We start from the raw sequence: 24,266 nt of genomic DNA on the forward strand, positions 1-24,266 counted from the left end.
GTCCTGACTGGCGAACCGCGCGAGGCGCAACGCCGTTCAGGCAAACACATGCGCCTTGCCCGACACCGTCAGCCGGACGATCTCGCCAACCACCGGTGTGTCCATGCCCGGCTTGCGCAGAATCAACGGCGTGTTGCCGATCGCGGCTGCGTCCGGTGGATCGGGACTGTTCAAGAGCCGCACCGCGATGGTGCACATCGAACCGGCGAATTCGGACTCCGTCACTTCGCCGAACAGCATGTCCGGCGTGCCCGACATGCCTTCGCGCGATGTCCGTTTCAGCAGCACCTGTTCCGGCCGCAGCATGATGCGGACGATATCGCGCCGCTCGGTGCTGTCGACGGGGATGCGGCCGAGCGGCGAGCTGGCAAAACCGTCCGCGATCTTTGCCGGCAGGATGATGGCGTCGCCGAGGAATTCGGCGACCATCCTGTCCTTCGGTTTGAGATAGAGTTCGTGCGGCGTGCCGACCTGCGCGAATTTGCCGTCGCGCATCACCGCGACCTGGCTGGCAAAGGACAGCGCCTCGGCCTGATCGTGCGTGACCAGGATCGTGGTTATGCCGGCGGTCTCCAGAAGCTCGGCCACCGCCTTGCGCATCGAGGCGCGCAGACCGGTGTCGAGCGCCGAGAACGGCTCGTCGAGCAGCATCAGCCGCGGCTTCATGGCCATGGCGCGGGCCAGCGCCACACGCTGCTGCTGGCCGCCGGAGAGCTCGTGCGGCCGCCGTTTCAGGATCGCCTTGTCGAGCCCGACGATATAGGCGAGCTCGACGATGCGCTCGCTGCGCTTGTCCTCGTGATGTCGCAAGCCGAAGCCGATATTGGCGGCGATGGTCAGATGCGGGAACAGGGCGCCGTCCTGCGCCACCACGCCGATGCCGCGCCGATATGCGGGCACGGCGGCGCCGCCATTGGCCAATACCTCGCCGTCGAGCACGATGCGACCCCGATCCGGCGGCTCGAAGCCGGCGATCAGCCGCAGCAAGGTCGTCTTGCCGCAGCCGGACGGCCCGACGATCGCGGTGCGGCTGCCGCTGGCCACGCTGAGGTCGACACCGGCCAGTGCGGCCACCGGGCCGTAGTGCTTGTGCACACCGGTGAGTTCGAGGAAGCTCATCGTCCGGCCATCCGCTTCGACTGGACATAGAGCAGCCAGGTCAGCGGCAGCGAGATCGCCACCATGATAAGGGCGTAAGGTGCGGCGGACGCATAGTCGATCTCGCCGCTGTGGGCCCAGAACGCCATCGCCAGCGTGCGGGTGCCGTTGGGCGCCAGCATCTGCGTTGCGGTCAATTCGTTCATGATGCCGAGCGCCACCAGCGCCATGCCCGCCGCTGCCCCCGGCGCCGACAGGCGGATCGTCGTCGACCATAGCGCCTTGAGCGGCGATCGGCCGAGACTGGCGGCGGCGCGTTCGAGCTCGACCGGCGCCTGCGCGATTGAAGCCCTCAGGCTAATCAGGGCGCGCGGCAGGAACATCAGTGCATAAGCGACGAGGATCGTGAACAGGGTCTGGTAGAGTGGCAGAGCGATGCGCACGGTGATGGTGACCAGCGCCAGCGCTACGACGACGCCGGGCAGCGATCCGACGATGTAGTTGCAACCCTCCAGAAGACGCTGCAGCGGTCCCGGCGCTCGGATTGAGATCCAGGCCATCGGCATGGCGGCGATGGTGGCTAGCAGGGCGCCGGCGAGCGCCAGGAACAGGGTCTGGCCGAGCGCCAGGCCGATCTCATCGAGGCGCCAGACATCGGCACCGCCGGCCACTAGCCAGCGGCTGATGGTGACGAACGGCACGCCCAGCGCCAGCAGGGTGGTGACGATCGGCAGCAGCAGACACGGAATCGTGGCGCGGCCAAGCCTTGTGCGTTGCTGCTGCCGCGCGGCGCCCGAGCCGACGCGGGCATAACGCTCCTCGCCGCGCACGATCACTTCGATCCCGAGTAGCACGAAACAACATGTCACCAGCACCGCCGCCAGCATGTTGGCGGCGGGGCCGTTGAAGGTCGACTGGAACTGGTCGACGATCGCCGTGGTGAAGGTGTCGAAGCGGATGAACACGTAGAGGCCATACTCGGCCAGGAGATGCAGGCCAACCAGCAGCGAGCCACCGCAGATGGCGAGCCTGAGCTGCGGCAGCACGACCCGCCGGAACACGCGCCAGGGCCCGAGGCCGACGGCTGCCGCGGCATCTTCGAGAGCAGGATCAAGCCGGCGCAAAGCTGCCGCCACCGGCAGATAGAGGAACGGGAAATAGGCGACGACGGAGACCAGGACGCCGGCCCACAGGCCATGTAGTTCCGGCACCAGGGTGATCCAGGCGTAGCTGTGCACGAAGGCGGGGATGGCAAGCGGCGCCACCGACAGCCAGGCCCACAGGCGGGCACCGGGAAGATCGCTGCGTTCGGTCAGCCAGGCCAGCGCCACCGAGAGCACGATGCAGATCGGTACGGCCAGCATCACCAAAAGCAGCGTGTTGACCAGGAGCCCGCCGACGCGCGGCCGGAACACCAGTGCCGATACGGTTTCCCAGCCGATCTGCACGGCAATCCAAATGATGAAGGCGAGCGGCAGCAGGGAGAAAAGTGAGACCAGGATGGCGGCAAGCGAAATCCAGGATATGGGCCGCCGGCGCGTCCATTGCCCAGCCGCCACGCCGGTCGGCGAGCCTGAACGTGCAAGGTCGGCCGCAGATTGCATCAGCTCAGACGCCGCGCCGTTGCCGCCCGGTGGCGGAAACGATCCAAGGGCCGCAAACACGGCCAAAAACGCAGTCTGTCGTCATGGACAAATGCCATCTCGAAAAACAGAGCGCTCCTGCGGAAAGCGAATTCCCGCAGAAGCGCAGTCGGTTGCCCTTTTAGGACGAACGCCGACTAAAGCAAGCCGGCTGCCGTCATCAGGTCGGTCACTTTCTTGGAGTTCAGCGTCGTCGCATCGACCTTCGGCGCCTGCAGATCGGCCAGCGGCACGAGCGCCGGATTGGAATCCGCGCCCTTGCCGACCGCGTATTCGAAGGAATTGCCGGTCTTCAGCACGTCCTGACCACCTTTGCCGGTCACCCATTTCAGGAATGCCTGGGCTTCCTTCGGATGCTTGCTGGAGGCCAGAACGCCACCGCCGGAAACCGAGACGAATGCGCCCGGATCCTGGTTCTTGAAATAATGGAGCCCGATGTTCTTGCTGTTCTCGCCGGTCTTGGCCTGGTCGCCGTAGTAGTAATAGTGATAGATCACGCCGCCTTCGACCTCACCGGCATTGACCGCCTTCATCACCGTGCTGTTGCCCTTGTAGGCGGTGAAGTTCTCTTTCATCGCCTTCAGCCAGTCGGCCGTCGCGGCCTCACCCTTGAGCTGCACAAGCGCGCTGACGATCGCCTGGAAATCGGCGCCGGAGGGCGAAGCGGCCCAGCGTCCCTTCCAGCTCGGATCGGCGAGATCAAGCAGTGACTTGGGCAATTGCTCGGCGGTCAGCTTGGTCTTGTCGTAAACAAAGACGGTGCTGCGCGCGGCGATGCCCACCCATTTTCCGCTGGCCGGCTGGTATTCCTGCGGGACCTGCGCTTGCGTATCGGCGTCGACCGGCGCGAACAGGCCTGATGACTCGACCAGCGCCATGGCGGGTGAGTTTTCCGTCAGGAACACGTCGGCCGGCGAGGCGGCGCCTTCGGCGACGATCTGGTTGGAGAGATCGCTGTCACCGCCGTGGCGAACGGTGACCTTGATGCCGGTTTCCTTGGTGAAACCTTCAACCCAGGCCTCGGTCAGGCTCTCGTGCTGGGCATTGTAGACGACGATGCCGCCGTCCTGGGCCATCGCCGGGCCGGCGATCAGGCTGATTGCAAGTGCCGTGGCACCGGCAAGGGCGGAAAGAGCATATTTCATGGATGTCATCCCTCTCGATCTCTTTGATTTAGCACGGCTGCACCTATCAAATCCTGATCCATGTAGTCAACATTGATGAGCGGCGCAATCGGGCGCTGGAGGTGAAACCTTCGTGATATTCCCATATTTTGGCTTGGACATTATTCGCCGGCCACGTAACAAATCAGCGCCGAGGCGCGAATATCGGGGAGTGAACTCTTGTGACCGGCAACGACGAGGCCGAGCTTTCCCGGCTGATGCGGTCCGCAATCGCGGGAGATGAAAGGGCTTACGCCGACTTCCTGCGCCGGACGGCTGCTCTCGTTCGGGGCTTTATCAGGCGCAGGATCGTTCAGGGCGGTGTCGATCCCGAGGATGTCGTGCAGGAAACTTTGCTGGCCATTCATGTGAAACGGCATACCTGGCGCCAGGACTTGGCCGTGCTGCCCTGGGTCTACGCCATAGCGCGTTTCAAGCTGATCGACGCGTTCCGGCGGCGCGGGCGGCGCATCGAGATCGAGATCGATGAGATCGCCGAGACCTTTGCCGAACCGGAGGCCGAGACGGTCAGCGAGCGCGACATCAATCGGGCATTGGACGGCCTGCCGCCGGCGCAGCGTTCCGTGGTCTCGTCGGTGTCGGTCGAAGGCCGTTCCATTGGCGAGACGGCAGCGAAGTTCGGCATCAGCGAGACGGCGGTGCGGGTGTCGCTGCATCGTGGGCTCGCAACCATCGCCAAACGGTTCGGGGCCAAACAATTCGGGCGGGCCAAACAGTTCAAGCGGGAATGACATGAGGACCGACGATCTCATCAAGGCGCTCGACGCCGATGCCCGCAGCAGGGCGATGCCGCTTGGCTCGGCCTGGTGGGTGGCCGCCGGTGCGGCCACGGTGATCGCGGCGGTGGTTTTCTGGCTGGCGATCGGCCCACGCACCGATATCGCGACCGCCATGCATACGACGCGCTTCCTCGCCAAGTTCGTCTTCACGATTGCTCTGGCCGTCAGCGCCTTCGCCTTGATCCGCGCCCTGTCGACACCCGGTGCATCGACGAGCAGGGAGGCGGCCTGGATGATTGCGGCACCGCTGCTGGTGGTCATTGCGGTGGTTCTGGAACTCCTTTCCGTGCCTGCGGCCGACTGGGGCACGCGGCTGGTCGGCAGCAATCTGGTGATCTGTCTGACGTTCATTCCGCTGATCGGCATCGGTCCGCTTGCCGTCTTCCTAGCGGTGCTGCGCTATGGCGCCCCGACGCGGCCGGTGCTTGCCGGAACGGTGGCGGGCCTGCTCGCCGGTGGGCTGGCGGCAACTTTCTATGCCGCACACTGCTTCGACGACTCGCCGCTTTTCGTCGCCACCTGGTACACGATCGCGGTTGCCATCCTCGCCGCGCTCGGTGCGATCGGCGGGCGGCTTTTCGTGCGCTGGTAGTCGCGATCGGAACAATAGACCCACGGTAAGAGCATCGGCCGAAAATCGGATTCGATTTCGGAAAGCACCGATGCCTGGATAATCGTATACGAAGGTCAGCGCGTACTTTGGGCGCCAAAAATGCTCTAACGCGTCGGAACGGGATGCTCGCCGCGATAATCATAGAAGCCGCGTCCGGTCTTGCGGCCGAGCCAACCGGCCTCGACATATTTCACCAGCAGCGGGCAGGGGCGGTATTTCGAATCGGACAGGCCGTCATGCAGCACCTGCATGATCGACAGGCAGGTATCGAGGCCGATGAAATCGGCAAGCTGCAGCGGTCCCATCGGATGGTTGGCGCCGAGCCGCATGGCGGTGTCGATCGCGTCGACCGAGCCGACCCCCTCATAGAGCGTATAGATCGCCTCGTTGATCATCGGCAGCAGGATGCGGTTGACGATGAAGGCCGGAAAATCCTCCGAGACGGTGATCGTCTTGTCGAGATGGTTCACATAGGCCTTTGCCGCTTCGAAGGTCTGGTCCTCGGTGGCGATGCCGCGTACCAGTTCGACCAGCTTCATCAGTGGAACCGGATTCATGAAATGGATGCCGATGAAACGCTCCGGCCTGTCGGTCTGCGCGGCGAGACGGGTGATCGAGATAGACGAGGTGTTCGTCGCCAGGATGGCTTCCGGATTGAGCTGTGGGCAGAGCTGGGCGTAGATCTTGCGCTTGACCGTCTCGTCCTCGGTCGCCGCTTCGATCACCAGATCGGCACCCGCAAGGTCGGCCATGGTGGGCGCTGCCGAAATGCGCGCCATCGCCTCGTTGCGCAGCTTTTCCTCGAGTTTGCCGGAGCCGACCTGGCGGGCCATGTTGCCGCTGATCGTGGCGATGCCCTTTTCGATGCGGTCGGGTGAGATGTCGTAGACCAGCACCTTGTAACCCGCAAGCGCGGACACATGGGCGATGCCGCCGCCCATCTGGCCCGCGCCGATGATGCCGATCGTCTCGATCTTGTTCATTACACCGATCCCGTCAAAAGGCCTTTGCGGCCTGCTTTTTGTGCGGTGCAAACTAAGAGGGCGGGGCGACTTCGTCTACCCCGCCCTTCACAATTTAATACGCTTTGGCAGAAGGCGTCAAAGCGCCTTTTGCAGTTCCGGCAGAATGACGAAAAGGTCGCCGACGAGGCCGTAATCGGCGACCTGGAAGATCGGCGCTTCCTCGTCCTTGTTGATGGCGACGATGACCTTGGAATCCTTCATGCCGGCAAGATGCTGGATGGCACCGGAGATGCCGACGGCGATGTAAAGATCGGGTGCCACCACCTTGCCGGTCTGGCCGACCTGCCAATCGTTCGGCGCGTAGCCGGCGTCGACGGCGGCACGCGAGGCGCCGACGGCCGCACCGAGCTTGTCGGCGATCGGCAGGATGACCTCCTGGAATTTCTCCGAAGAGCCGAGCGCGCGGCCGCCCGAGATGATGATCTTGGCCGAAGTCAGCTCAGGACGATCGGTCTCGGAAAGCTTGTTCTCGACGAAGCTCGACAGGCCGGGATTGGCTGCCGCCTGAACCGCCTCGACCGGGGCGGAACCGCCCTCGGGGGCAGCCTGGAAGGATGCGGTGCGCACGGTGATGACCTTCTTGGCGTCGCTCGACTGCACCGTCTGGATGGCGTTGCCGGCATAGATCGGCCGCTTGAAGGTGTCGGGCGATACCACTTCGATGATCTCCGATACCTGCGCGACATCGAGCAGGGCTGCCACGCGCGGCGCGACATTCTTGCCCGACGAGGTCGCCGGCGCGATGATCGTGTCATAGGCATCGGCTATGCCGACGACGAGTGCCGCCAGCGGCTCGGCGAGGCGCTCGGTGAGTTCGTCGGCTTCGGCGAGCAGCACCTTGCTCACGCCCTTGAGCTTGGCGGCAGCACCGGCAGCGCCGTTTGCGCCCTTGCCGGCGACCAGCACATGCACGTCCGAGCCGATCTGCAGTGCCGCCGAAAGCGCCTTGGCGGTCTGGTCGGAAAGGGTCGCATTGTCGTGTTCTGCGATGAGGAGAATAGCCATTGTTCTTGTTCCTTTCCCGATCGCTTACAGCACGCCGGCTTCGTTCTTGAGCTTGTCAACCAATTCGGCGACGCTCTTGACCTTGACGCCCGCCTTGCGGCCGCCCGGCTCCTCGGTCTTGATCACCTTCAGCCGCGGCTTGACGTCGGCGCCGTAGTCGGCCGGGCTCTTCTCGTCGAGCGGCTTCTTCTTGGCTTTCATGATGTTGGGCAGCGAGGCATAGCGCGGCTGGTTGAGGCGAAGATCCGCGGTGACAATCGCCGGCATCTTCAGCTCCACCGTCTGCAGGCCGCCGTCGACCTCCCGCGTCACCTTGGCCTTGTCGCCATCGATAAGGACCTTGGAAGCAAAAGTGCCTTGCGCCCAGCCGAGAAGTGCGGCCAGCATCTGGCCGGTCTGGTTCGAATCGTCGTCGATCGCCTGCTTGCCGAGAATGACGAGACCGGGCTTTTCCGCCTCGACCACGCCCTTCAGCACCTTGGCGACACCCAGCGGCTCCGTCTGCTCGTCGGTCTTGACCAGGACGGCGCGGTCGGCGCCCATGGCGAGGGCGGTGCGCAAGGTCTCCTGCGCCTGCTGCGGCCCGATCGAGACAACGATGATCTCTTCCGCCTTGCCGGCCTCTTTCAGCCGGATCGCCTCTTCGACCGCGATCTCGTCGAACGGGTTCATCGCCATCTTGACGTTGGCGAGTTCCACCGCCGAACCGTCAGCTTTCACACGAACCTTCACATTCGCATCCACAACCCGCTTCACGGGCACAAGGATCTTCATTTGCCTGTCACCTCTTTCACGATAGCCACCTCTTTCAAGGTAATTGGGCGCGCTATAGCAGCGCACGCCTCTTCAGAGTTGTCGAAAGCCGACATTCCGGACGGAATTCTAGTCTCCGACCGCCTGGTGTGGGAAAGCTTCCGTAGTTGCGGCAACCCCGCACGTCAATATCCGAGGAGCGCCCAAATTATCCGTGACGCACTCAAATCGGTTCAGTCCGGACTGGAGGCGCTTCCCCGTCCCCAGCGCGGCGCCGCCTGCGCCGGCTGCGGGTCGCTTGCAGCAGGCTCGGCGGCAACAGGCACCTGGCCGGCGACCACCACTGCCTCTTCCTCAGCACCGGCAAGCAGTGGTACGGCGCGATTCCGCAAGATGAGCACCAGCACGGCTCCGGCGATAATGCCGCCGACATGGCAGGCCCAGGAAATCTGATCCTCGCCACCGGCGGCGAACATCACGATCTGAAACAGGATCCACAGGATGAGCGGGATGAAGGCCGGGATGCGCAGCGGAATGCGGGCGAAGGCCAGCACCCATACTTTCACCCTGGGATAGAGGATCAGATAGGCGGCGACCACGCCGGCGATGGCGCCCGAGGCGCCGATCAGCGGAACCTGCGAGTCCCACGCGATCAGGCCCTGGAAGAAGGCGCCGGCGATGGCGCAAAGCAGGTAGAACACGAGAAAGCGTACATGACCGAGCGCGTCCTCGACATTGTCGCCGAACACCCAGAGGAACAGCATGTTGCCGCCGAGGTGAAAAATGTCGGCATGCAGGAAGGAATAGGTGACGTAGCTCAGGCTCTCCGGGATCACGACAAACTGCGGAGCCAGTTCGACGCTGTCGTGGACGACCGACGGGATGAAGCCGAGGCCCAGCACAGCGGCGTTGGTGAACTGCTCGCCGCCAAGCGCGGTGGCGAAGTAGATCAGCGTGTTGAACGCGATCAGCCCGATCGTCACATATTGCTGCTTGATGTGGCGCAGCCGGTTGGTGTCATAAAGCGGGATGAACATCGGACCCCCTCCCGCCTCGGCAGATTCAGCGGTTCTCGCCGGGAACCCATAGCACGTCGGCGTTCCCATTGTCATTGACCGCGCGTGCGGCGACGAACAGAAAGTCCGATACGCGGTTGATGTATCTTATCGCCTCGCGGTTGACATTCTCGCTTGGGTCCTGCGTCAAAGCCACGATGATGCGCTCGGCCCGCCGCGCCACCGTGCGGGCAAGGTGAAGGGCCGCCGCCGCCGCCGTGCCGCCGTTGAGCACGAAGGATTTGAGCGGCTGCAGGTCCTTGTTGAGCAGGTCGATGTCCTTTTCGACACGGTCGGTCTGCGAGCTAATGATGCGCAGCGGCTCATAGCCGAGCGGCTTGCCATCGTCCGGCACGGCCAGATCGGCGCCGAGGTCGAAAAGGTCGTTCTGGATGCGGCCGAGCATCGCGTCGATCACCGGATATGTTGCTGCGGTATGGATGCGGGCCATGCCGATGCAGGCATTGGCCTCGTCGATCGTGCCATAGGCGTCGATGCGCAGATCGGATTTCAGCCGCCGTTCACCGGTGCCAAGGCCGGTGGTGCCGTCGTCGCCGGTGCGGGTGTAGATCTTGTTGAGCTTGACCACGCTTTGCCTCCCGATATCGTCCGTCCCATCACTTGCGGGTGAAATACACCGCCAGCAGGATCAGCACCAATGCCACGAACTGCAGCAGCACGCGCATCTGCATCAGCTTGTTGGAAGTCACGCCGTCGCCGCCGCGCATCATGTTGATGAGGCCGCGGACCAGCACGATCACCACGGCGACCATGACGAGGATAGCGAGGATGTTGAAGACGGTTGCCATGGTGTGATTCCAGTCGATTGCGTTCAGGCGCGTCTGGCAAGCAGGCGGTAGAACATTGATGCCGGCAGGATGCGTTTGAGGATAACGCCGATCCTGGCCGGCACCGTTACCACATAATGCGGACGCGGGCGCCGCGACAGAAGCGCATGGCGCAAGGCCGCATGAACCACCTCCGGCCCAGGCTTCAGCCGTGACGTGCTGCCGCCGGCCTGCAGCCGTTGCAGCTGCGCCTCGTAGGCAAGGCGGTGGACGGAATTCTCACGGTCGATATTCCTGAGAAACCACACAAGGCCGTTGCTGGCGATCTTCGATATCACCGGCCCCGGCTCGATCAGCGAGACATGGATGCCGCTGCCCTGGAGTTCCTGATGCATGCACAGCATCAGCCCTTCGATCGCGTGCTTGGACGCCGAATAGGCGCCGCGAAAGGGCAGCGGCGCCAGGCCGAGGATCGAGGAGCAGTGGACAAGACGGCCATGGCCCTGGCGGCGCATCACCGGCACGACACGGCGGGTGAGGTCATGCCAGCCGAAGACATTCGCCTCGAATTGCTCCCTGAGTGCTGCGACCGGCAGGTCCTCGACGGCGCCGGGCTGGGCGTAGGCGCCGTTGTTGAACAGCGCATCGAGCCGTCCGTCGGTCCGCTCCAGCACCGACGCCAGCAGCGTCTCAATGGATCCAGGTTCGCGGTAGTCCAGATAGAAAGCCTCGAGGCCATCGGCCTCAAGGGCAGCGATGTCCTCTGGCTTGCGCGCCGTCGCGAAGACCTGCCAGCCTTCCGCCTTCAGCGCCCGGGCGCAATAGGCGCCTATCCCGGAAGAAGCACCGGTGATGATGATGGTGCGCAATTCTTCTCCAGGAGGAAGCGTGGTTTGACCTAGGCTTGCCATTTGCCGCAATCCCTTCCCATATTCGCGGCGTCGAGACAATCGAAGGGAACGCGGTTCTTGTTGCGGAAGATCGTAGCCCTCAAACGCGTGCTCTATGACGCGTTCGGCCATTTCGATGCAGACGATGGCTGGGCGATGGCCAGTCATCTGGCGATCACGGCGCTGATGGCGCTTTTCCCCTTTCTGATTTTCGCCACGACACTGGCCAGCTTCCTCGGCGCACAGGCTTTTGCCGACACCGCAGTGCATCTCGTCTTCGACACCTGGCCCGAGCAGATCGCCAAGCCGATCGCGCGCGAAGTGCTCAATGTGCTCACCGTGCAGCGCACCGACCTGTTGACCTATGGCGTGCTGCTTGCCGCCTTCTTCGCCTCGAACGGCATCGAGGCGCTACGCACCTCGCTCAACCGCGCCTACCGCGTTTCCGAAACGCGCGGCATCATCTATCGCCGGGTGCAGAGCATCGCCTTCGTTCTGATCGCCACGGCAGGTTTTCTGGTGATCAGCGTGCTCGTGGTTTTCGCGCCCTTACTGGGGCGGCTGGCCGAGGCCAATTTCGAATCGATAAAGCCCTATATGGGCACGATCACGCTGTGGCGTTACATCATCGCCTCCGCCGTCATCGTCGGCGGGCTGTTCGCGGTGCATTACTGGCTGCCTGCGGGCAAGCGCCGCTTCGTCTCGATCATACCGGGCATCATCTTCACGCTGATTGCCTGGCTCATCGGGTCGACCATCTTCGCCGCCTATCTCGACCGTTTCTCGTCCTATGTGACGACCTATGCCGGCCTTGCCTCGATCATGGTCGCGGTCGTCTTCCTCTACATCGTCTCGGCGATCTTCATCCTCGGCGGTGAGCTCAATGCCGCGATCAGCCGCTATCTGGAGGCGCGCGCCCGCGTTGGCTGATTCTTGGTCGGCTGAGCGGTTGCCAGCCCGACGCCGAGCGTCGCGATCGCCATGCCGACGATCTGGACCAGGTTCAACTGTTCGCCGAACAATATCCAGGCGATGACCGCGGTGACCGCCGGGACCAGATAGAACAGCGAAGCGACTTTCGACATCTCGCCGCCGCGGATCATCAGCATCAACAGGAAGATGGCGCCGATCGACAGCACCAGCACCAACCATGCCATGGCGAAGATCAACTCGCCGTTGACGACGACCGTTCGCGTCTCGAAGGCGAGCGAGGCCAGGACCATCACCGATGCGCCGCCGACATATTGCCATTTGGTGGCCGCCACGAGATCGCCGCCGGAGGCGAAGCGCTTCTGCCAGATCGTGCCGGCGCTCATGCCGAGCACCGAGACAAGCGAGGCGGCCAGCGTCTCGGCCGTCACGCCGCCGCCGAGGGCACCAAGTTTCGGCCAGAGCACAATGACCACACCGACCAGGCCGATGCCGAGACCGGCCCAATGGCGCGGCAGGATGGCCTCGCCGAGAAATCGGCCGGCCATCACCGCCGTGATCAGCGGCTGCAGCCCGACGATCAGGGCCGAAAGCCCGGCCGGCATGCCCCTGTGGATGGCCCAGAACACGCCGCCGAGATAGACGCCATGCATCAGGATGCCGGCGCCGGTCGCGTGGAGCGCCTCGGCGCGGGTGGCTCTCTTCGAGCCGAGCACGATCATCAGAACGGCCAACAGGATGGCGGCCAAGACGAAACGTGCGGCGAGAAAGGTGAAGGGTTCCGCCCACGGCATGGCGTATCGCGCACCGATGAAGCCGGTCGCCCACAGGACGACAAAGGAGGCGGGGATGAACCGCTTGATGCTGTGCATTTTCGGGAGGTTGCCGCGTGATCGGTGAGGGTTGAGTGTCGCGACTGCTGTAATGCGGTTCAACCTGGCAAGCAAAACCAAACGGTTGATCCATAGGCTCATCCGAATTGAAGGGTGCGTCTGGGTCAGGGAGGTTTCAAGGCCAAAGCATGATCCAGTTCCTCTGCACAGAGGATTTGGTTCCTAGACTGAGCCTGAAAGCGACTGTGGACGGTCGCTGTCGGCGGGCCTCCAGCCGCCATCTCTGACGCTGGCGATTAGCCGTAGCCCCTGCGCCTTCGTCATCCCAGGGCGGAGCAAGGAGCGAAGCGACGCGGCGCAGACCCTGGGATCCATTCCGTTACCTCAGCCGAAGAATGCAACGGCTCAGAACTGCGCTTGCATCCGCAACGGTGCCAGCTACTCTTCCACCATGACCGGCTATGCTTATATGACCGCGAGCCAGAAGCATGGCACGATCTACATCGGTGTCACCAATGATCTTGGCCGCCGCATGCCGGAGCTTAAATCTGACGACGGCTCGCGCTTCGCCAGCGGGTGGTAGGCGTTCGGTTCTGGTCCGCTGGAGCACTGCCGCAAGGCAACGGCATGGATCCCAGGGTCTGCGCCGCGTCGCTGCGCTCCTTGCTCCGCCCTGGGATGACGAAGCAAGAGGTGTTTCGGCTAATCTGCTAGGTTTGCGATCTGCCAGTGAGATTGGCCGCTGAAAGGGGCTGTGGACGGTCGCTGACCTGTCAAAACTACTGTGTCGAGGAACTAAATCCCAATCAGCCGCCTGACGTCGGCCGGCGATGCGCCGGCCTCGCGCAAGGCGACAAGGCCGGTATCCCCAAGACTCTTCGACAGCTTTCTTCCGTCCGGGCCGAGGACGAGACGATGGTGGAAATAGCTCGGTTGCGGCAGGCCAAGAATCTCCTGGAGCAGGCGCTGCACGCCGGTGGCGGAATAGAGGTCCTGGCCGCGTACGACATGGCTGACGCCCTGCAGCGCGTCGTCGAGGACGACGGCGAGATGATAGCTGGTCGGGATTTCACGGCGCGCCACGATAACGTCGCCCCAGTCCTGCGGCCGGGCGTCTACCGTGCGCGTTGCGGAAAGCCCCTCATCCGAAAATTCCAGCCATGACAGGTCTGTGCCGACGCGCGCCATCGCAGCGCCAACGTCCAGCCGCCAGGCGAAAGGCGCATTCTCGGCGATCCGTCGCATGCGTTGCCTGGTCGGCAACGCCTTGTCGACGGCGGGATAGAGCGGCACGCCATCCGGGTCGCGCGGCCAGTCGCGCCCGCGCTTTTCGCTGTCGGCAATGAAGGCGCGGATTTCGCCACGGCTCATGAAGGCCGGGTAGACGAGTTCTTCCCTGATCAGCCGGTCGAGCACCGCCTGATAGTCCGCGAAATGCTCGGACTGGCGGCGCACCGGTTCTTCCCAGCCAAGCCCGAGCCATTTCAGATCGCGAAAAATGCCGGCCTCGAATTCCGGCGTGCAGCGCGTCGTGTCGATGTCCTCGATGCGCAGCAACAGGCGCCCGCCTGTTGCCCACGCCAATTTTTGATTGAGCAGCGCCGAATAGGCATGGCCGAGATGCAGTTCGCCATTCGGGCTCGGTGCGAAGCGGAATGTCAGGAGTATCATCGTTCGGCGGCAATCGGGTTGTGCGGCGCTTTCGCCAGTTGCTACTTTGCGCCTGATTACATCTGCCATTTTGCGCCGGGAACAAGCAGACATGCAACGCATCGCCACGCTCGACGACATCTCGCGAGGGCTCGATGCGCTTTGCCTACTCGACCCGCGTCTTGAAAAGGTGCGCGGCATGGCCGGCGAGGTACCGCTGAGGCTCTCTGAGCCGGGGTTCAGAAGCCTTGCCTCGATCATCGTTTCGCAGCAGGTTTCCCGTGCCAGCGCCGACGCCATCTTCGGGCGGCTGACAAAGCTCGTCGATCCGCTGACGCCGCAAGCGATCCTTGCCGCCGACGAAGCCATCTTTCGCGAGGCCGGACTGTCGCGGCCGAAGCAGCGCGGCCTGATCGCCGTGGCCCAGGCGGTGGTCGACGGCCTCGACCTCGATCATCTCTGCTTGCTCGATGCCGCGGAGGCGATCATGGCGATGACCAAGGTGTCGGGCATCGGCCCGTGGACGGCGGAAGTCTATCTTTTGTTCGCCGCCGGCCACCCCGACGTCTTCCCGGCACGCGACGTTGCCCTGCAGAGCGCGGTCGGCCACGCGCTCGGCATCGACCCGCGTCCGCCCGAGAAAACACTGATCCAGCTCGCCGAATCATGGAGCCCATGGCGAGGTGTCGCATCGCGGCTTTTCTGGGCCTATTATCGCGAATTGAAGGGCAGGGACGCCGCGCCTCCGGCCTGAATTCGCAAAAAAGCATTGAAATCAGGCGCCTTTGGCGTGGCGTTTGATCGACAAGCCGCTTCACATCCCTGTCATGTCGGGCTTACAGTATCCACGCCGACTGTGCATCCAACTGGATGCGCAATGGACGCAGTAGGACTTTTGAAGCTGCGCATGATCCTATCCGAAAATCGATCCGATTTTCGGGGTCATGCGCTGAACCAAGGAGGTCAATGACGTGACGGTTGCCGTATCTCCGGATGGGCTTCCAGCACTGGTGCTGAACGCGGATTACCGTCCGCTCAGCTATTATCCCCTGTCGCTCTGGTCTTGGCAGGACGCCATCAAGGCGGTGTTCCTCGAGCGGGTGAACATCGTCGCCGAATACGAGCACGCCGTGTCGTCGCCGACCTTCTCGATGAAGCTGCCGAGCGTCGTCAGCCTGAAGGCCTATGTGAAGCCATCGCGGCATCCGGCCTTCACCCGCTTCAATGTCTTCCTGCGCGACCGTTTCCAGTGCCAGTATTGCGGCACGCCGGAGGATCTGACCTTCGACCATGTCGTTCCCCGCCATCGCGGCGGCGCGACGACGTGGGAGAATGTCGTCGCCGCCTGCTCGCCGTGCAATCTGAGAAAGGGCGGCATGATGCCGGCGCACGCCAAGATGTGGCCGTTGCAGAAGCCCTATCAGCCGACGGTCCATGATCTGCACAACAATGGCCGCCTGTTCCCGCCCAACCATTTGCATGAAAGCTGGATGGATTATCTGTACTGGGATGTCGAACTCGAGCCGTAGGGTCGGCGTCAAACATTGAGCTGCTTGGCCGACGCGCCAGGTTCAGGTCCGCAAGCTGCCATCGACATAGAGCAAGAGTTTCGCATCCACCGGACTTGGCACGAGCGGCCTAGTGGTGAAAATCTGACGCTTGGTACCCGTGACAAAGGACTTGATCGGGTGGAAAGTTCACATTGCGACACAGCAGCCAAAGCCGACATTGGTGCTTCTCCGTATTGAGGGTTGGGCAAGGTGTTTGTCGGCCGGTCCCCTAGCTGGCAGCGATCTCCCTGCGCGCCGCGGCTCGACCGGAAGCAATCGCCAGCCGGCCAGCAACAAAATCCTTCACCTGCTGAATGGCCTGTTCGCCCGAAATACCACGCTTTTGTAAGCCCAGTCGCAGCCACAGCCCGTCGATCAGCGACGTAATGCCGAGCGCGATGTCTGCGGCTTCATCCGTCGCCACCATGCTTTTGAGTGCAGACATCAGATTCGAATTCATCCGCGCGTGAATGACTTCCTGAATGCGCGCAAGCTTGGCATCACGAGGCACCTCGGCACATAGCGACAGCCAAGCGTGACAGATCGACGGCCGATAGAATGCCGGCTCAAAGTTGCCTTCGATGATGGCCTCCAGCCTCTCGCGAGGCGTGCGCGCGTGTTTGAGGCGGGCGACCACGGCATCGCGCAGCGCGGTGTTGGCCTCGCGCATCGCATGCTCGAAAAGCTCCTGCTTGTTACGGAAGTAATGCAGCACGATCCCCTTCGAGGCGCCAGCCTCCGCCGCTACCTTCTCCAGCGTTGCCCCGGCAACACCTTCCCGCTGCAGGACAGCAAAAGCCGCCCGGCGCAGTTCCTTCCGCCTTATCTCGCTCAGTCGCGTGAGTTTCATCTGTAGGTGGCTTTCCGAGAGGGTTTCGTAGATATTGACAATTTTGTCTGATTAGATCAATGATTGACCGAGTGGTCAATTAGCATTCTTATTGGTCAAACACAAAGGGAACACAATGCCTCGTATCCTAAGCTGCGGTATCTCCGCCATTGCCTGCCTCATCTCCCTTTCGGCCGCAGCCGGCACCGGCGAGGCCGAAAGCTGCCGAAAAGTCCGGATGGCCGAACCGGGCTGGAACGATCTGGCATTCACGACTGGCGTTGCCACCACGCTCCTCGACGCGTTGGGCTATCACGCCGAAAGCGACCTGCTCGGCCTCGATGTCATTTATCAGAGTCTAAAGAACGGCGACCTTGACGCGTTCCTTGGGTATTGGGACCCCGCGATGACGGCCTACTACGAGCCCTACAAGGCCGATGGCTCGGTCGAGCAAGTGCGCGTCAATCTCAAGGGTGCTAAATACACATTCGCGGTGCCGACCTATGTCTGGGAAGCCGGCGTGAAGGATTTCCGCGATCTCCAGAAGTTCGCGGACCAATTCGAGAAGAAGATGTATGGCATCGAGCCTGGCTCCAATCAGCTGATGTTCGACGCGATCGCCGATCCCGAGCTTGGTCTTGAAGGCTGGGAAGTGGTCGAGTCGAGCGAAGTCGGCATGGTTTCGGAGGTCGGCCGCAAGATCAGGAATAAGGGGTTCATACTCTTCCAGGGATGGGCGCCGCATCCGATGAACGCAATGTTCGAGTTCGAATATTTGACCGGCGGCGACAAGTTCTACGGCCCGAATTTCGGCGCGGCGACGGTGAGCACGCAAGTGCGGAGAGGCTATCTGGAGGAGTGCCCGAATGTCGCGCAGTTTCTGCAGAACCTGGTCTTCGACATCAACTTCGAGAACAAGGGCATGGGCTATCTGGTCAACGATGGAATGCAGCCGGGTGAGGCAGCTCTCGAAGCGCTCAAGGCCGAATCGCAGCATCTCGACGCATGGCTCGCCAATGTAACGACCTTCGACGGAAAACCGGCGCTCGACGCGGTCAGGGCGAAACTGGGACTATGAGACTTGTCGACTGGGACGCGCGCAAGCGGAAGATCGAGACAGGCGATGGGCGCACCATCGCCTATATCGATACCGATACCCCTGGGTCGGCCGTGGTGCTTATTCACGGCTTCACGGATTCGAGCCTGAGTTTCGCGCTGCTTGAGCCCTACCTGCCCGACGTGCGTCTGATCATGCCCGATCTGCGCGGGCACGGCGCCTCGCATCGTCCGGACGACGCTTACCGGCTCGCGGACTTCGCGGAGGATATCGCGTGCCTTATGGATGGTCTTGGCCTGCGCGAGGCGTTCGTCGTGGGACACTCGCTGGGCGCCTTGACGGCGATGCAACTCGCGGCAACCCGCCCAGAGCTTGTCGGGGCGTTAGCGGTGATTTCGGGGACGTTGAGGCCTAACACCGACGAGAACGATCCGATCTGCGCAGCCATGGCAATGCTGCGGGATCCGATTGATCCCGCGCACGAATTCTTCGCCACATGGCACGCATGCGCCAGCCCCGTCGACGCGGCCTTTCTGACGATGCTCGCGCGGGACGCAGCAGCTATTCCCGCACGATTGTGGAGCCGGATCTTTCAAGAAATCCGAAGCTGTGATCTTCGCGGCATCGCTTCAAGAATTCAGCAGCCGGCGCTGATCGTCCACGGCAGCGCCGATCCACTGTTCAGCGTCTCGCAGGCCTACGCATTGAGGGCGTACCTGCGCTCCGGCGACATGATCGAACTTCCCGGCTGCGGGCACAATCCACATTGGGAACGGCCGGGCCGTGTTGCCGGTAGCCTCCAAGGATTTTTGGCGCGCCATCTCAGGCAATCCGCGTCGCGGTCAATCGCGGGCCTCTTTGAGTAATCCTTGCCCCTAAGATGGCCACCACGCAGGGTGTTTATCCGAGGAGGCCCCGAAAGTCAGGCCGCAGCGCTGGAGATGATCCTTGCGGGGCCTGCTCTTTTTTGTTCCAGCAATGAGATCGAAAGCCGAAATGTCGAATTCCAACCTCTACGAGACATTCGATTTAGGCCGGCAATGGCTGAATTGGGTCCGACTCCGGCCGTTCGATGCTGGGTACCAAGCGTCAGATTTTCACCACTAGCTGCACTTATGCCAATGGGAAACTTCCACTAATCGCACGAAATGACTTTGACGCCACGGCAAGGCCTGCTCGACGAATTCTGGGACTGTCTGGCCGCATATCTCGGAGAGCCCGGATCGATGCACATCCTTGGTGTCGAGCAGGTCTGAGGCAGCCCGAACCTGTTTGCTCAGCCGCGCGCAAACGCACCACGGAAGGCGACCACAGCCAGGACAAAGCTGGCGATGGCGTTCCAGCCGGCCAGCGACAGGCCGAGGATGCGCACAGCCGCCTTGTCGCAGGAGGGCGGGACGAATTGGTCGAGCGCGTCGAGCACGCCCTTGCCGCCGGTGTCCACCGGTCCTGCCGCCGCCGCACAATCGGTCGGCCCCGGCCACCACGCCCATTCGACGCCGGAATGATAGACGCCGAGATAGACGCCGTAGGCCATCAGCAGGCCGCCGACGGCCAGCAGGCCGCGTGTCAGCCAAGTAGGCCAGCGCAGCGCCGACGACAGCACCGCCAGCAGCATCAGCGGCACGCCGATGTAGTAGGGGGTGCGCTGCTCCAGGCAGAGCTTGCACGGGATGTAGCCGCCCAGGTGCTGGAAGGCCAGCGCCGAGCCGACGGTGGCGGCCATGGCGACGGCGAGAAACACAGCCGTCCGCATACGCTGGCGTCGAGTGTCGGCACTCACGGTCGCTGTCATCGATCTACCGTCCATTCCCGTCAGAGCAAAGGATGGGTCAATTTGAACATCCTTGCTCTAGAAGGCGTATTTGACGACGATATAGAGCGAAATCAGGGCAGCGGCGGCGGCGCCTGCGATCATGCCAAGGCGCTTTTCGATGAATTCGCGGATCGGTTCGCCATAGCGGCGCAGCAGCCAGGCCAGGAACAGGAAACGGGCGCCGCGCGCCACGATGGCCAGCACGATGAACAGCAGCAAAGGCGTTCCGATGACGCCGGACAGGATCGTCACCACCTTGATCGGCGGCAGATGGGCAAGGCCGGAGGTGATCAGCATCAGGATGATGAAGCCGGTGCCCGTCGAGACGCGCAGCGACTCGAAGTCGTCATACTTGCCGTAGAATTCGAGGATCGGCCGCGCCACCGTGTCGTAGGCATAGTGGCCGATATACCAGCCGGCGATGCCGCCCAGAACGGAGGCCAGCGTGGCGACCAGCGCGTAGCGATAGGCGCGATCCGGCCGCGACAGCGCCATCGGCAGGTAGAGCACATCGGCCGGCACCAGGAACACCGAGCTTTCGACGAAAGCGATGAAGGCCAGCCACCATTCGGCGGATTTCTTTGCCGCCAGCGACAAGGTCCAGTCGTAAAGTCCGCGAAGCATCGGCACTCCTAATGCACGTCGCCCAAAATGCGCAGCGGTTTTGGGATAACAATGCATAAAAACAAAGACCAAAAAGCGCGCCACATGAATCTCTCGAGACGCGACGCGCTTCAATGCGCTGCCTGTCTAGAAAGATTTTTCGCGCCGCACAATGGCCGTAGCTTCACGAAATCGGAAGGCTGGGGTTGAGCGAAGGCCGCATGCCGGGAATTGGCCAGTTGACGAACAGGCCTCCAACCGTATAGTCCGCGCCCATCCAGGCCGCCCGGCCTGAGCCCCTATGGCGGAATTGGTAGACGCGCTCGACTCAAAATCGAGTTCCGCAAGGAGTGCTGGTTCGATCCCGGCTAGGGGCACCATTTTCCACCCGAGACGTCTTGGAAGCTCGGCCGGGATGTGTCCCGGGAGCATCCTGGGATAATCACAATCGAGGCCGGTCCTTCCTGACAACGCGGCCGGTCCTTCCTGATTAGATCGGACTCCGTAGCTCAGGTCGCCATCACATCGGCCCCGGGACCATCTTCGTCGGCTGCTCCGGCATCGGAAACGCGTAATTGTCGCATTTCACGTCAGGGTTCGTCGGGCTGAACATTCCGAGCGGGTTGTCCTTGAACAGCCAGGCGTGAAGATCGTAGTGGTAGAACTCCGTCGGAATAAGCGGATAATGCCCCTCCATCGGCCCCTGGAACGTCTGTCCAAAGAGTTTCGGCGGCTCCTTGGTGTCAGGCGTCAACGGTGCAAGCCATTCCACGGCCACCAGGCGCAAGCCGCCGTCGACCGGCTCATAGATAAGGACATTGGGGCGCGTCGGATCTGGTGTCGGGCTGACGCTCGCGACGTTGACGAAATGAATGCCCATCGCGCCCTTAGGGTAATCCATAGCGCCAGCCACTTTTTCGCCGCTGTAATAAACGCATCCGACCGTCGACAGATAGAGGTCGCGGATGGCGGCCTTATAGTCTTCGTACTTGGATAGCGATTTTTTCAGGGCATCGATCTCGGCCTTGTCGGGCTCGGCGGCCTGACCTGCAGCCGCAGTCAGGCAGACGCCGATGAGGCCAGTCAAAGCGAGAATGCTGCGGCGCCTGAAGTAAGTTGTTTTCGTCATGCATTCCTCCCAGATTTTTTGTTCTGGCCGTGCAAGGCGGCAATGATGCTGGTTGCGCGGCCGAGATTATCGCCGATGCTAATCCTTTCCGCTGGTCGGGAGAATTAAGCCTCATGACCTAGGCCTCGACTGTGCCTTCGTCATCCTAGGGTCTGCGCCGCTGGGTCGAGGAACTAGCAGCACCACCAGCCTACCGCCGTCCCAGCAAGCTCTTCATCCGGTTGCGCAGCAGGCGCGCCATGTTGCGGGTTTCGCGGTAGAGGTGAAGCTGCGACGCCGCCTGGCGGGCGAGGCGGTCGGCGTCCGGCGTCAGGCCGATGACCAGGGTGCCGATCGGCCTGCGCTCCGTCCATAGCCGGCTCATCACCGGATGGTCGGGCACGGCACAGGAATCGGTCATCATGACGTTGGGGTCGTCGAGATGCTGCCTGGTCACCTCGATCATCAACAGCGTGCCCGGCGAATAGGCGGCGAGCGTCTCGTCATAGGCCGTCTTCCAGGTGTAGGCGACGCCGGCCTCGACGAAGACGATCAGGCTGGCGATGGTGCGGTCGTCGAGCGTCAGCGAATGGATGCGGCACAGATCCTGTTCGGCCAGCCGGTGCACGGCCTCGCGGGCGAAGGCGGCGCGGTAACGGTCGATGGCCATGGCGGTGCGCTCGCGGCCTTTCCAGCCTGCTGCTTCCAGCGTCAGGAAGCGTTCAATGGCATGGCGGATATTTGCCGGTCCGCGCGCCACGACATGCTCCAGCCTGCCGAGGTCGGCGAGGCGGCGCTTCAGGCGGCGGAACTCGCGATAATGGTGCGAGCGCAGCGAGGCCTTCAGATACTCATCGCCGTCGATCTCGCTTTCGAGCATCGGGCGTTCGGCCTTGCCGGTGGTGACCAGCGTCAGGCCGCGCGTCTCGGCGACGGTGGCCAGCAGGCTGGCCACCGGGCCGTCGAGCCTGATGTCGGGCAGGACGAAGACCTTCGGCAATTTGAGATGCGGCCGCGACAGCATCGCGAAGAAATCCTCGATGACGCCGACGGGATCGTCGTGGTCGACCAGCGGCGTGCCGATCGGGCCGAACGGGCTCGACCATGTGCGCATGACCGGGACGCCGATCGGCACGCCCGGCCGCTCCACCGAGAACGGCACCAGCAGGCGCAGCCGGTTGCGGTATTCGTCGCCGTCGCGGATGACCGCCAGCCGCACCTCGCGGTCTTCCAGCCGCGGCATGGCGGGCGCCAGGAAGCGCGGATTGAAGAAGACGTTGGGCTCGATCGTGCGGGTGCAGAGATAGTCGAGTTCCTCGACCAGATCGAAGCCGGCGGAAGCCGGGTAGACGGCCAGTTTGCGCTCGGGCCGGTCGTTGGCCAAGAGCTCGATATGGGCGGGGTCGGCTTCGCGGGCGAGCCCGGCGAGGCCGGACACCATGGCGCCGGCCGGGCCGCCGCTGGTTTCCTCGAGCAACGGGATGGCAGCCATCATGCGGCTCCTTCGGCGGCTACGAAAATGGCCATGACGATGCCGAGCTTGCGCCAGACCGTGAAGGACAGCGCGCCGGCCTCGAAGATCATGGCGAAGGCGGTGGCCATCGCCGCGCCCCACAGGCCGAAAAGCGGGATCAGCACCAGATTGAGGCCGATGTTGAAGGCCAGCGTCATGGCGTAGACGGCGGCGCAGATGTTCTGGTTGCCGCTCATTGTGAGCAGGCTTTCGCAGGGGCCGACGGCGGCGCGGGCGACGACGCCGAAGACCAGCAGGAACAACAGCGGATAGCCGGCAACGAATTCGGCGCCGAACAAGCTCAGCATCGGCTCGCCCAGCACCAGCACCAGCAGCGCCATCGCCAGCGACGGCCAGAACGTCCACGACACCGTTTCGCGGGCGAAGGCGGCGAGCTTTTCCGGCTCGCCATGGGTGAACTGCGCGTAGCGCTGGGCGACGCCCGCCTTGACCGCGAAATAGACGAAATGCACCAGCGCCAGCGTTTTCACGGTGGCGAAATAGACGGCGACGTCGTCGGGCTTCATATAGGCGCCGACCATCAGCACGTCGGCATTGGTGAGCAGGAAGAAGAAGCCTTCGACCAGGAAGATCGGCAGCGACACGAGGAACCACTGCGCGAAATGAACCTTCTTCGGCCCGGCCGGGATATTCCTGTCCATCCGCGTCGTGACGCCGATGAGCTGACCGAGCGTGGTGGCATAGGCGGCGGCGATCGAGGCGAAAATCGCGGTTGTGGCGTCCGGCGCAAAGCCGACCAGAAGCATCAGCGCCATCAGCGCCAGGATCAGCACCGGCCGCACAAGATAGGTCGGCGCCAGTGCAAACAGCGCCCATGAGTTGGCCCGCGCCAGCCCCTGCAGCAGATCGGACATGGCGATCATCGGCACGCAGATGAGGCCGAGAATGAACGGCACGACATAGTAGTTTTCGATGAAGGGCGAGAGCAGCCAGACGCCGAGCGCGCCCAGCCCGGCGATCAGCGTCGAGGCAACCAGCACGAACAGGCGGCTGGTCAGCACGATGCCGCGCAGTTCGGCCAGCATGTTGCGCTCGCGGTATTCGGGAATGAAGCGGATGACCGAGGTGTGGAAGCCGAGGCAGGCGAGATTGCCGACGATGACCATCGTCACCCAGACGAGGACGAAAATGCCGTATTCGAACGAGCCCATCCAGCGCGCCATCAGCACCTGGCTGACGAAGGCGATGACGGCGCTGACGATGCGGATGGAAAAGGCGATGAGCGACATGCGGCCGGCTTCGCCACGCTCGTCGGCAGTGAACAGCACGGCATCGATGCGGCCAAGCAGCGGCTTTACGCGCAGCGCAAGGCGCTGCGGCAGGAACCGCCCGGCTGTCGTCGCCGCGGAAAAGCGCACCCAATACTCTCCGTTTTCCGCCTCTTTTCTGGCTATGCGTCTAACGAAAACACATTAAGAAACGGTTGGGTGGGAGCTTTCTTCTCCCCGTCACTATACGGGAGAAGGTGCCGGCAGGCGGATGAGGGGCGGCGGCGACTTTCGAGAATTTTACGCTGCCCAATA

General features: G+C 62.9%; 25 protein-coding genes and 1 tRNA gene. 8 read left to right on the top strand and 18 right to left on the bottom strand.

Annotated elements, in window-relative coordinates; translation table 11 throughout:
- Positions 1 to 36: 36 nt before the first annotated feature.
- From EN807_RS08245 to EN807_RS08255, 3 genes are all read right to left on the bottom strand, one after another.
- Positions 37 to 1,119: an ABC transporter ATP-binding protein gene (locus EN807_RS08245; RefSeq protein ID WP_135934555.1), complete on the bottom strand. Its 1,083-nt coding sequence runs from the start codon at positions 1,117 to 1,119 to the stop codon at positions 37 to 39.
- Entirely contained in the window at positions 1,116 to 2,702 is a 1,587-nt protein-coding gene (locus tag EN807_RS08250; protein WP_189522371.1) for an iron ABC transporter permease, read from the bottom strand. Before EN807_RS08250 ends, EN807_RS08245 begins: the two co-directional genes overlap by 4 nt.
- A 176-nt stretch (positions 2,703 to 2,878) precedes the next feature.
- On the bottom strand, positions 2,879 to 3,886 hold the full coding sequence (locus EN807_RS08255; protein ID WP_135934557.1) for an iron ABC transporter substrate-binding protein: 1,008 nt from the start codon (positions 3,884 to 3,886) through the stop codon (positions 2,879 to 2,881).
- A gap of 200 nt (positions 3,887 to 4,086) precedes the next feature.
- Between EN807_RS08255 and EN807_RS08260 the strand changes: the two genes are divergently transcribed.
- Together EN807_RS08260 and EN807_RS08265 are read left to right on the top strand one after the other, a co-directional pair.
- The gene (locus tag EN807_RS08260) at positions 4,087 to 4,656 is read left to right on the top strand and encodes a sigma-70 family RNA polymerase sigma factor (protein ID WP_135934558.1); all 570 of its coding nucleotides are present in this window, start codon (positions 4,087 to 4,089) and stop codon (positions 4,654 to 4,656) included.
- A 1-nt stretch (position 4,657) separates the two neighbouring features.
- A complete protein-coding gene (locus EN807_RS08265; RefSeq protein WP_135934559.1) occupies positions 4,658 to 5,296 on the top strand; it encodes an NrsF family protein in 639 nt (212 codons plus the stop codon).
- Between the two features lie 125 nt (positions 5,297 to 5,421).
- Here the strand turns inward: EN807_RS08265 and EN807_RS08270 are convergent, their stop codons facing one another.
- The 7 genes from EN807_RS08270 to EN807_RS08300 all read right to left on the bottom strand — a co-directional run bounded on the left by EN807_RS08270 (position 5,422) and on the right by EN807_RS08300 (position 10,854).
- Positions 5,422 to 6,300 (bottom strand): 3-hydroxybutyryl-CoA dehydrogenase, encoded by an 879-nt coding sequence (locus EN807_RS08270; protein ID WP_029348585.1) that lies wholly within the window; start codon positions 6,298 to 6,300, stop codon positions 5,422 to 5,424.
- 117 nt (positions 6,301 to 6,417) lie between these two features.
- Positions 6,418 to 7,347 (bottom strand): electron transfer flavoprotein subunit alpha/FixB family protein, encoded by a 930-nt coding sequence (locus EN807_RS08275; RefSeq protein ID WP_127316036.1) that lies wholly within the window; start codon positions 7,345 to 7,347, stop codon positions 6,418 to 6,420.
- A 24-nt stretch (positions 7,348 to 7,371) separates the two neighbouring features.
- Positions 7,372 to 8,121: an electron transfer flavoprotein subunit beta/FixA family protein gene (locus EN807_RS08280; protein ID WP_135934560.1), complete on the bottom strand. Its 750-nt coding sequence runs from the start codon at positions 8,119 to 8,121 to the stop codon at positions 7,372 to 7,374.
- A gap of 212 nt (positions 8,122 to 8,333) precedes the next feature.
- Positions 8,334 to 9,137, bottom strand: coding sequence for a rhomboid family intramembrane serine protease (locus EN807_RS08285; RefSeq protein WP_135934561.1), 804 nt, complete (start codon positions 9,135 to 9,137; stop codon positions 8,334 to 8,336).
- 25 nt (positions 9,138 to 9,162) lie between these two features.
- Positions 9,163 to 9,744, bottom strand: a complete 582-nt coding sequence (locus EN807_RS08290; RefSeq protein ID WP_135934562.1) for a cob(I)yrinic acid a,c-diamide adenosyltransferase — start codon at positions 9,742 to 9,744, stop codon at positions 9,163 to 9,165.
- A 28-nt stretch (positions 9,745 to 9,772) separates the two neighbouring features.
- Positions 9,773 to 9,964 carry a twin transmembrane helix small protein gene (locus tag EN807_RS08295; protein WP_127316040.1) on the bottom strand — a complete coding sequence of 64 codons (192 nt, stop codon included), beginning with the start codon at positions 9,962 to 9,964 and terminating at the stop codon, positions 9,773 to 9,775.
- A gap of 23 nt (positions 9,965 to 9,987) precedes the next feature.
- A complete protein-coding gene (locus EN807_RS08300; protein WP_135934563.1) occupies positions 9,988 to 10,854 on the bottom strand; it encodes an SDR family oxidoreductase in 867 nt (288 codons plus the stop codon).
- Positions 10,855 to 10,911: 57 nt separating this feature from the next.
- Here EN807_RS08300 and EN807_RS08305 point away from each other — a divergent pair, with 57 nt between their 5' ends.
- Positions 10,912 to 11,763, top strand: coding sequence for a YihY/virulence factor BrkB family protein (locus EN807_RS08305; protein ID WP_135934564.1), 852 nt, complete (start codon positions 10,912 to 10,914; stop codon positions 11,761 to 11,763).
- On the opposite strand, the gene EN807_RS08310 is transcribed toward EN807_RS08305, so the two are convergent.
- A complete protein-coding gene (locus EN807_RS08310; RefSeq protein ID WP_135934565.1) occupies positions 11,733 to 12,635 on the bottom strand; it encodes an EamA family transporter in 903 nt (300 codons plus the stop codon). The genes EN807_RS08305 and EN807_RS08310 overlap by 31 nt on opposite strands.
- Before the next feature lie 756 nt (positions 12,636 to 13,391).
- Positions 13,392 to 14,267 carry a tRNA glutamyl-Q(34) synthetase GluQRS gene (gluQRS, locus tag EN807_RS08320; RefSeq protein WP_135934566.1) on the bottom strand — a complete coding sequence of 292 codons (876 nt, stop codon included), beginning with the start codon at positions 14,265 to 14,267 and terminating at the stop codon, positions 13,392 to 13,394.
- Positions 14,268 to 14,358: 91 nt separating this feature from the next.
- On the opposite strand from gluQRS, the gene EN807_RS08325 reads away from it, so the two are divergent.
- Complete coding sequence (locus EN807_RS08325) at positions 14,359 to 15,000, top strand: DNA-3-methyladenine glycosylase (RefSeq protein ID WP_135934567.1); 642 nt, start codon at positions 14,359 to 14,361, stop codon at positions 14,998 to 15,000.
- A 217-nt stretch (positions 15,001 to 15,217) separates the two neighbouring features.
- Positions 15,218 to 15,775: an HNH endonuclease gene (locus EN807_RS08330; RefSeq protein WP_029348574.1), complete on the top strand. Its 558-nt coding sequence runs from the start codon at positions 15,218 to 15,220 to the stop codon at positions 15,773 to 15,775.
- A gap of 250 nt (positions 15,776 to 16,025) precedes the next feature.
- Here EN807_RS08330 and betI read toward each other — a convergent pair whose 3' ends face one another.
- Positions 16,026 to 16,646 carry a transcriptional regulator BetI gene (gene betI, locus EN807_RS08335; protein WP_065007974.1) on the bottom strand — a complete coding sequence of 207 codons (621 nt, stop codon included), beginning with the start codon at positions 16,644 to 16,646 and terminating at the stop codon, positions 16,026 to 16,028.
- 115 nt (positions 16,647 to 16,761) lie between these two features.
- Between betI and choX the strand changes: the two genes are divergently transcribed.
- Together choX and EN807_RS08345 are read left to right on the top strand one after the other, a co-directional pair.
- Complete coding sequence (gene choX / locus EN807_RS08340) at positions 16,762 to 17,703, top strand: choline ABC transporter substrate-binding protein (RefSeq protein WP_135934568.1); 942 nt, start codon at positions 16,762 to 16,764, stop codon at positions 17,701 to 17,703.
- The gene (locus tag EN807_RS08345) at positions 17,700 to 18,548 is read left to right on the top strand and encodes an alpha/beta hydrolase (RefSeq protein WP_189522372.1); all 849 of its coding nucleotides are present in this window, start codon (positions 17,700 to 17,702) and stop codon (positions 18,546 to 18,548) included. The genes choX and EN807_RS08345 overlap by 4 nt, the downstream gene beginning before the upstream one ends.
- A gap of 410 nt (positions 18,549 to 18,958) precedes the next feature.
- Here the strand turns inward: EN807_RS08345 and EN807_RS08350 are convergent, their stop codons facing one another.
- Positions 18,959 to 19,477, bottom strand: a complete 519-nt coding sequence (locus EN807_RS08350) for a disulfide bond formation protein B (protein ID WP_135934570.1) — start codon at positions 19,475 to 19,477, stop codon at positions 18,959 to 18,961.
- 57 nt (positions 19,478 to 19,534) lie between these two features.
- Positions 19,535 to 20,122: a YqaA family protein gene (locus EN807_RS08355; RefSeq protein ID WP_065008472.1), complete on the bottom strand. Its 588-nt coding sequence runs from the start codon at positions 20,120 to 20,122 to the stop codon at positions 19,535 to 19,537.
- A gap of 274 nt (positions 20,123 to 20,396) precedes the next feature.
- Between EN807_RS08355 and EN807_RS08360 the strand changes: the two genes are divergently transcribed.
- Positions 20,397 to 20,481, top strand: a tRNA-Leu gene (locus tag EN807_RS08360).
- A 140-nt stretch (positions 20,482 to 20,621) separates the two neighbouring features.
- Here the strand turns inward: EN807_RS08360 and EN807_RS08365 are convergent.
- The 3 genes from EN807_RS08365 to EN807_RS08375 form a co-directional block, all read right to left on the bottom strand.
- Entirely contained in the window at positions 20,622 to 21,230 is a 609-nt protein-coding gene (locus tag EN807_RS08365; RefSeq protein WP_135934571.1) for a hypothetical protein, read from the bottom strand.
- 190 nt (positions 21,231 to 21,420) lie between these two features.
- Complete coding sequence (locus EN807_RS08370; RefSeq protein ID WP_135934572.1) at positions 21,421 to 22,701, bottom strand: GNAT family N-acetyltransferase; 1,281 nt, start codon at positions 22,699 to 22,701, stop codon at positions 21,421 to 21,423.
- Positions 22,701 to 24,101, bottom strand: a complete 1,401-nt coding sequence (locus EN807_RS08375) for a lipopolysaccharide biosynthesis protein (RefSeq protein ID WP_135934573.1) — start codon at positions 24,099 to 24,101, stop codon at positions 22,701 to 22,703. Before EN807_RS08375 ends, EN807_RS08370 begins: the two co-directional genes overlap by 1 nt.
- Positions 24,102 to 24,266 lie beyond the last annotated feature (165 nt).

This window comes from Mesorhizobium sp. M5C.F.Ca.ET.164.01.1.1 (assembly GCF_004792125.1).
In the GTDB taxonomy this organism is placed as follows: Bacteria; Pseudomonadota; Alphaproteobacteria; order Rhizobiales; family Rhizobiaceae; genus Mesorhizobium; species Mesorhizobium wenxiniae.

Coding starts and splice junctions, on each gene's coding strand:
- EN807_RS08245 (WP_135934555.1), bottom strand. CDS start 1,119: ATGAGCTTCCTCGAACTCACCGGTGTGCACAAGCACTACGGCCCGGTG.
- EN807_RS08250 (WP_189522371.1), bottom strand. CDS start 2,702: ATGCAATCTGCGGCCGACCTTGCACGTTCAGGCTCGCCGACCGGCGTG.
- EN807_RS08255 (WP_135934557.1), bottom strand. CDS start 3,886: ATGAAATATGCTCTTTCCGCCCTTGCCGGTGCCACGGCACTTGCAATC.
- EN807_RS08265 (WP_135934559.1), top strand. CDS start 4,658: ATGAGGACCGACGATCTCATCAAGGCGCTCGACGCCGATGCCCGCAGC.
- EN807_RS08270 (WP_029348585.1), bottom strand. CDS start 6,300: ATGAACAAGATCGAGACGATCGGCATCATCGGCGCGGGCCAGATGGGC.
- EN807_RS08275 (WP_127316036.1), bottom strand. CDS start 7,347: ATGGCTATTCTCCTCATCGCAGAACACGACAATGCGACCCTTTCCGAC.
- EN807_RS08280 (WP_135934560.1), bottom strand. CDS start 8,121: ATGAAGATCCTTGTGCCCGTGAAGCGGGTTGTGGATGCGAATGTGAAG.
- EN807_RS08285 (WP_135934561.1), bottom strand. CDS start 9,137: ATGTTCATCCCGCTTTATGACACCAACCGGCTGCGCCACATCAAGCAG.
- EN807_RS08295 (WP_127316040.1), bottom strand. CDS start 9,964: ATGGCAACCGTCTTCAACATCCTCGCTATCCTCGTCATGGTCGCCGTG.
- EN807_RS08300 (WP_135934563.1), bottom strand. CDS start 10,854: ATGGCAAGCCTAGGTCAAACCACGCTTCCTCCTGGAGAAGAATTGCGC.
- EN807_RS08310 (WP_135934565.1), bottom strand. CDS start 12,635: ATGCACAGCATCAAGCGGTTCATCCCCGCCTCCTTTGTCGTCCTGTGG.
- gluQRS (WP_135934566.1), bottom strand. CDS start 14,267: ATGATACTCCTGACATTCCGCTTCGCACCGAGCCCGAATGGCGAACTG.
- EN807_RS08325 (WP_135934567.1), top strand. CDS start 14,359: ATGCAACGCATCGCCACGCTCGACGACATCTCGCGAGGGCTCGATGCG.
- betI (WP_065007974.1), bottom strand. CDS start 16,646: ATGAAACTCACGCGACTGAGCGAGATAAGGCGGAAGGAACTGCGCCGG.
- choX (WP_135934568.1), top strand. CDS start 16,762: ATGCCTCGTATCCTAAGCTGCGGTATCTCCGCCATTGCCTGCCTCATC.
- EN807_RS08345 (WP_189522372.1), top strand. CDS start 17,700: ATGAGACTTGTCGACTGGGACGCGCGCAAGCGGAAGATCGAGACAGGC.
- EN807_RS08350 (WP_135934570.1), bottom strand. CDS start 19,477: ATGACAGCGACCGTGAGTGCCGACACTCGACGCCAGCGTATGCGGACG.
- EN807_RS08355 (WP_065008472.1), bottom strand. CDS start 20,122: ATGCTTCGCGGACTTTACGACTGGACCTTGTCGCTGGCGGCAAAGAAA.
- EN807_RS08365 (WP_135934571.1), bottom strand. CDS start 21,230: ATGACGAAAACAACTTACTTCAGGCGCCGCAGCATTCTCGCTTTGACT.
- EN807_RS08370 (WP_135934572.1), bottom strand. CDS start 22,701: ATGGCTGCCATCCCGTTGCTCGAGGAAACCAGCGGCGGCCCGGCCGGC.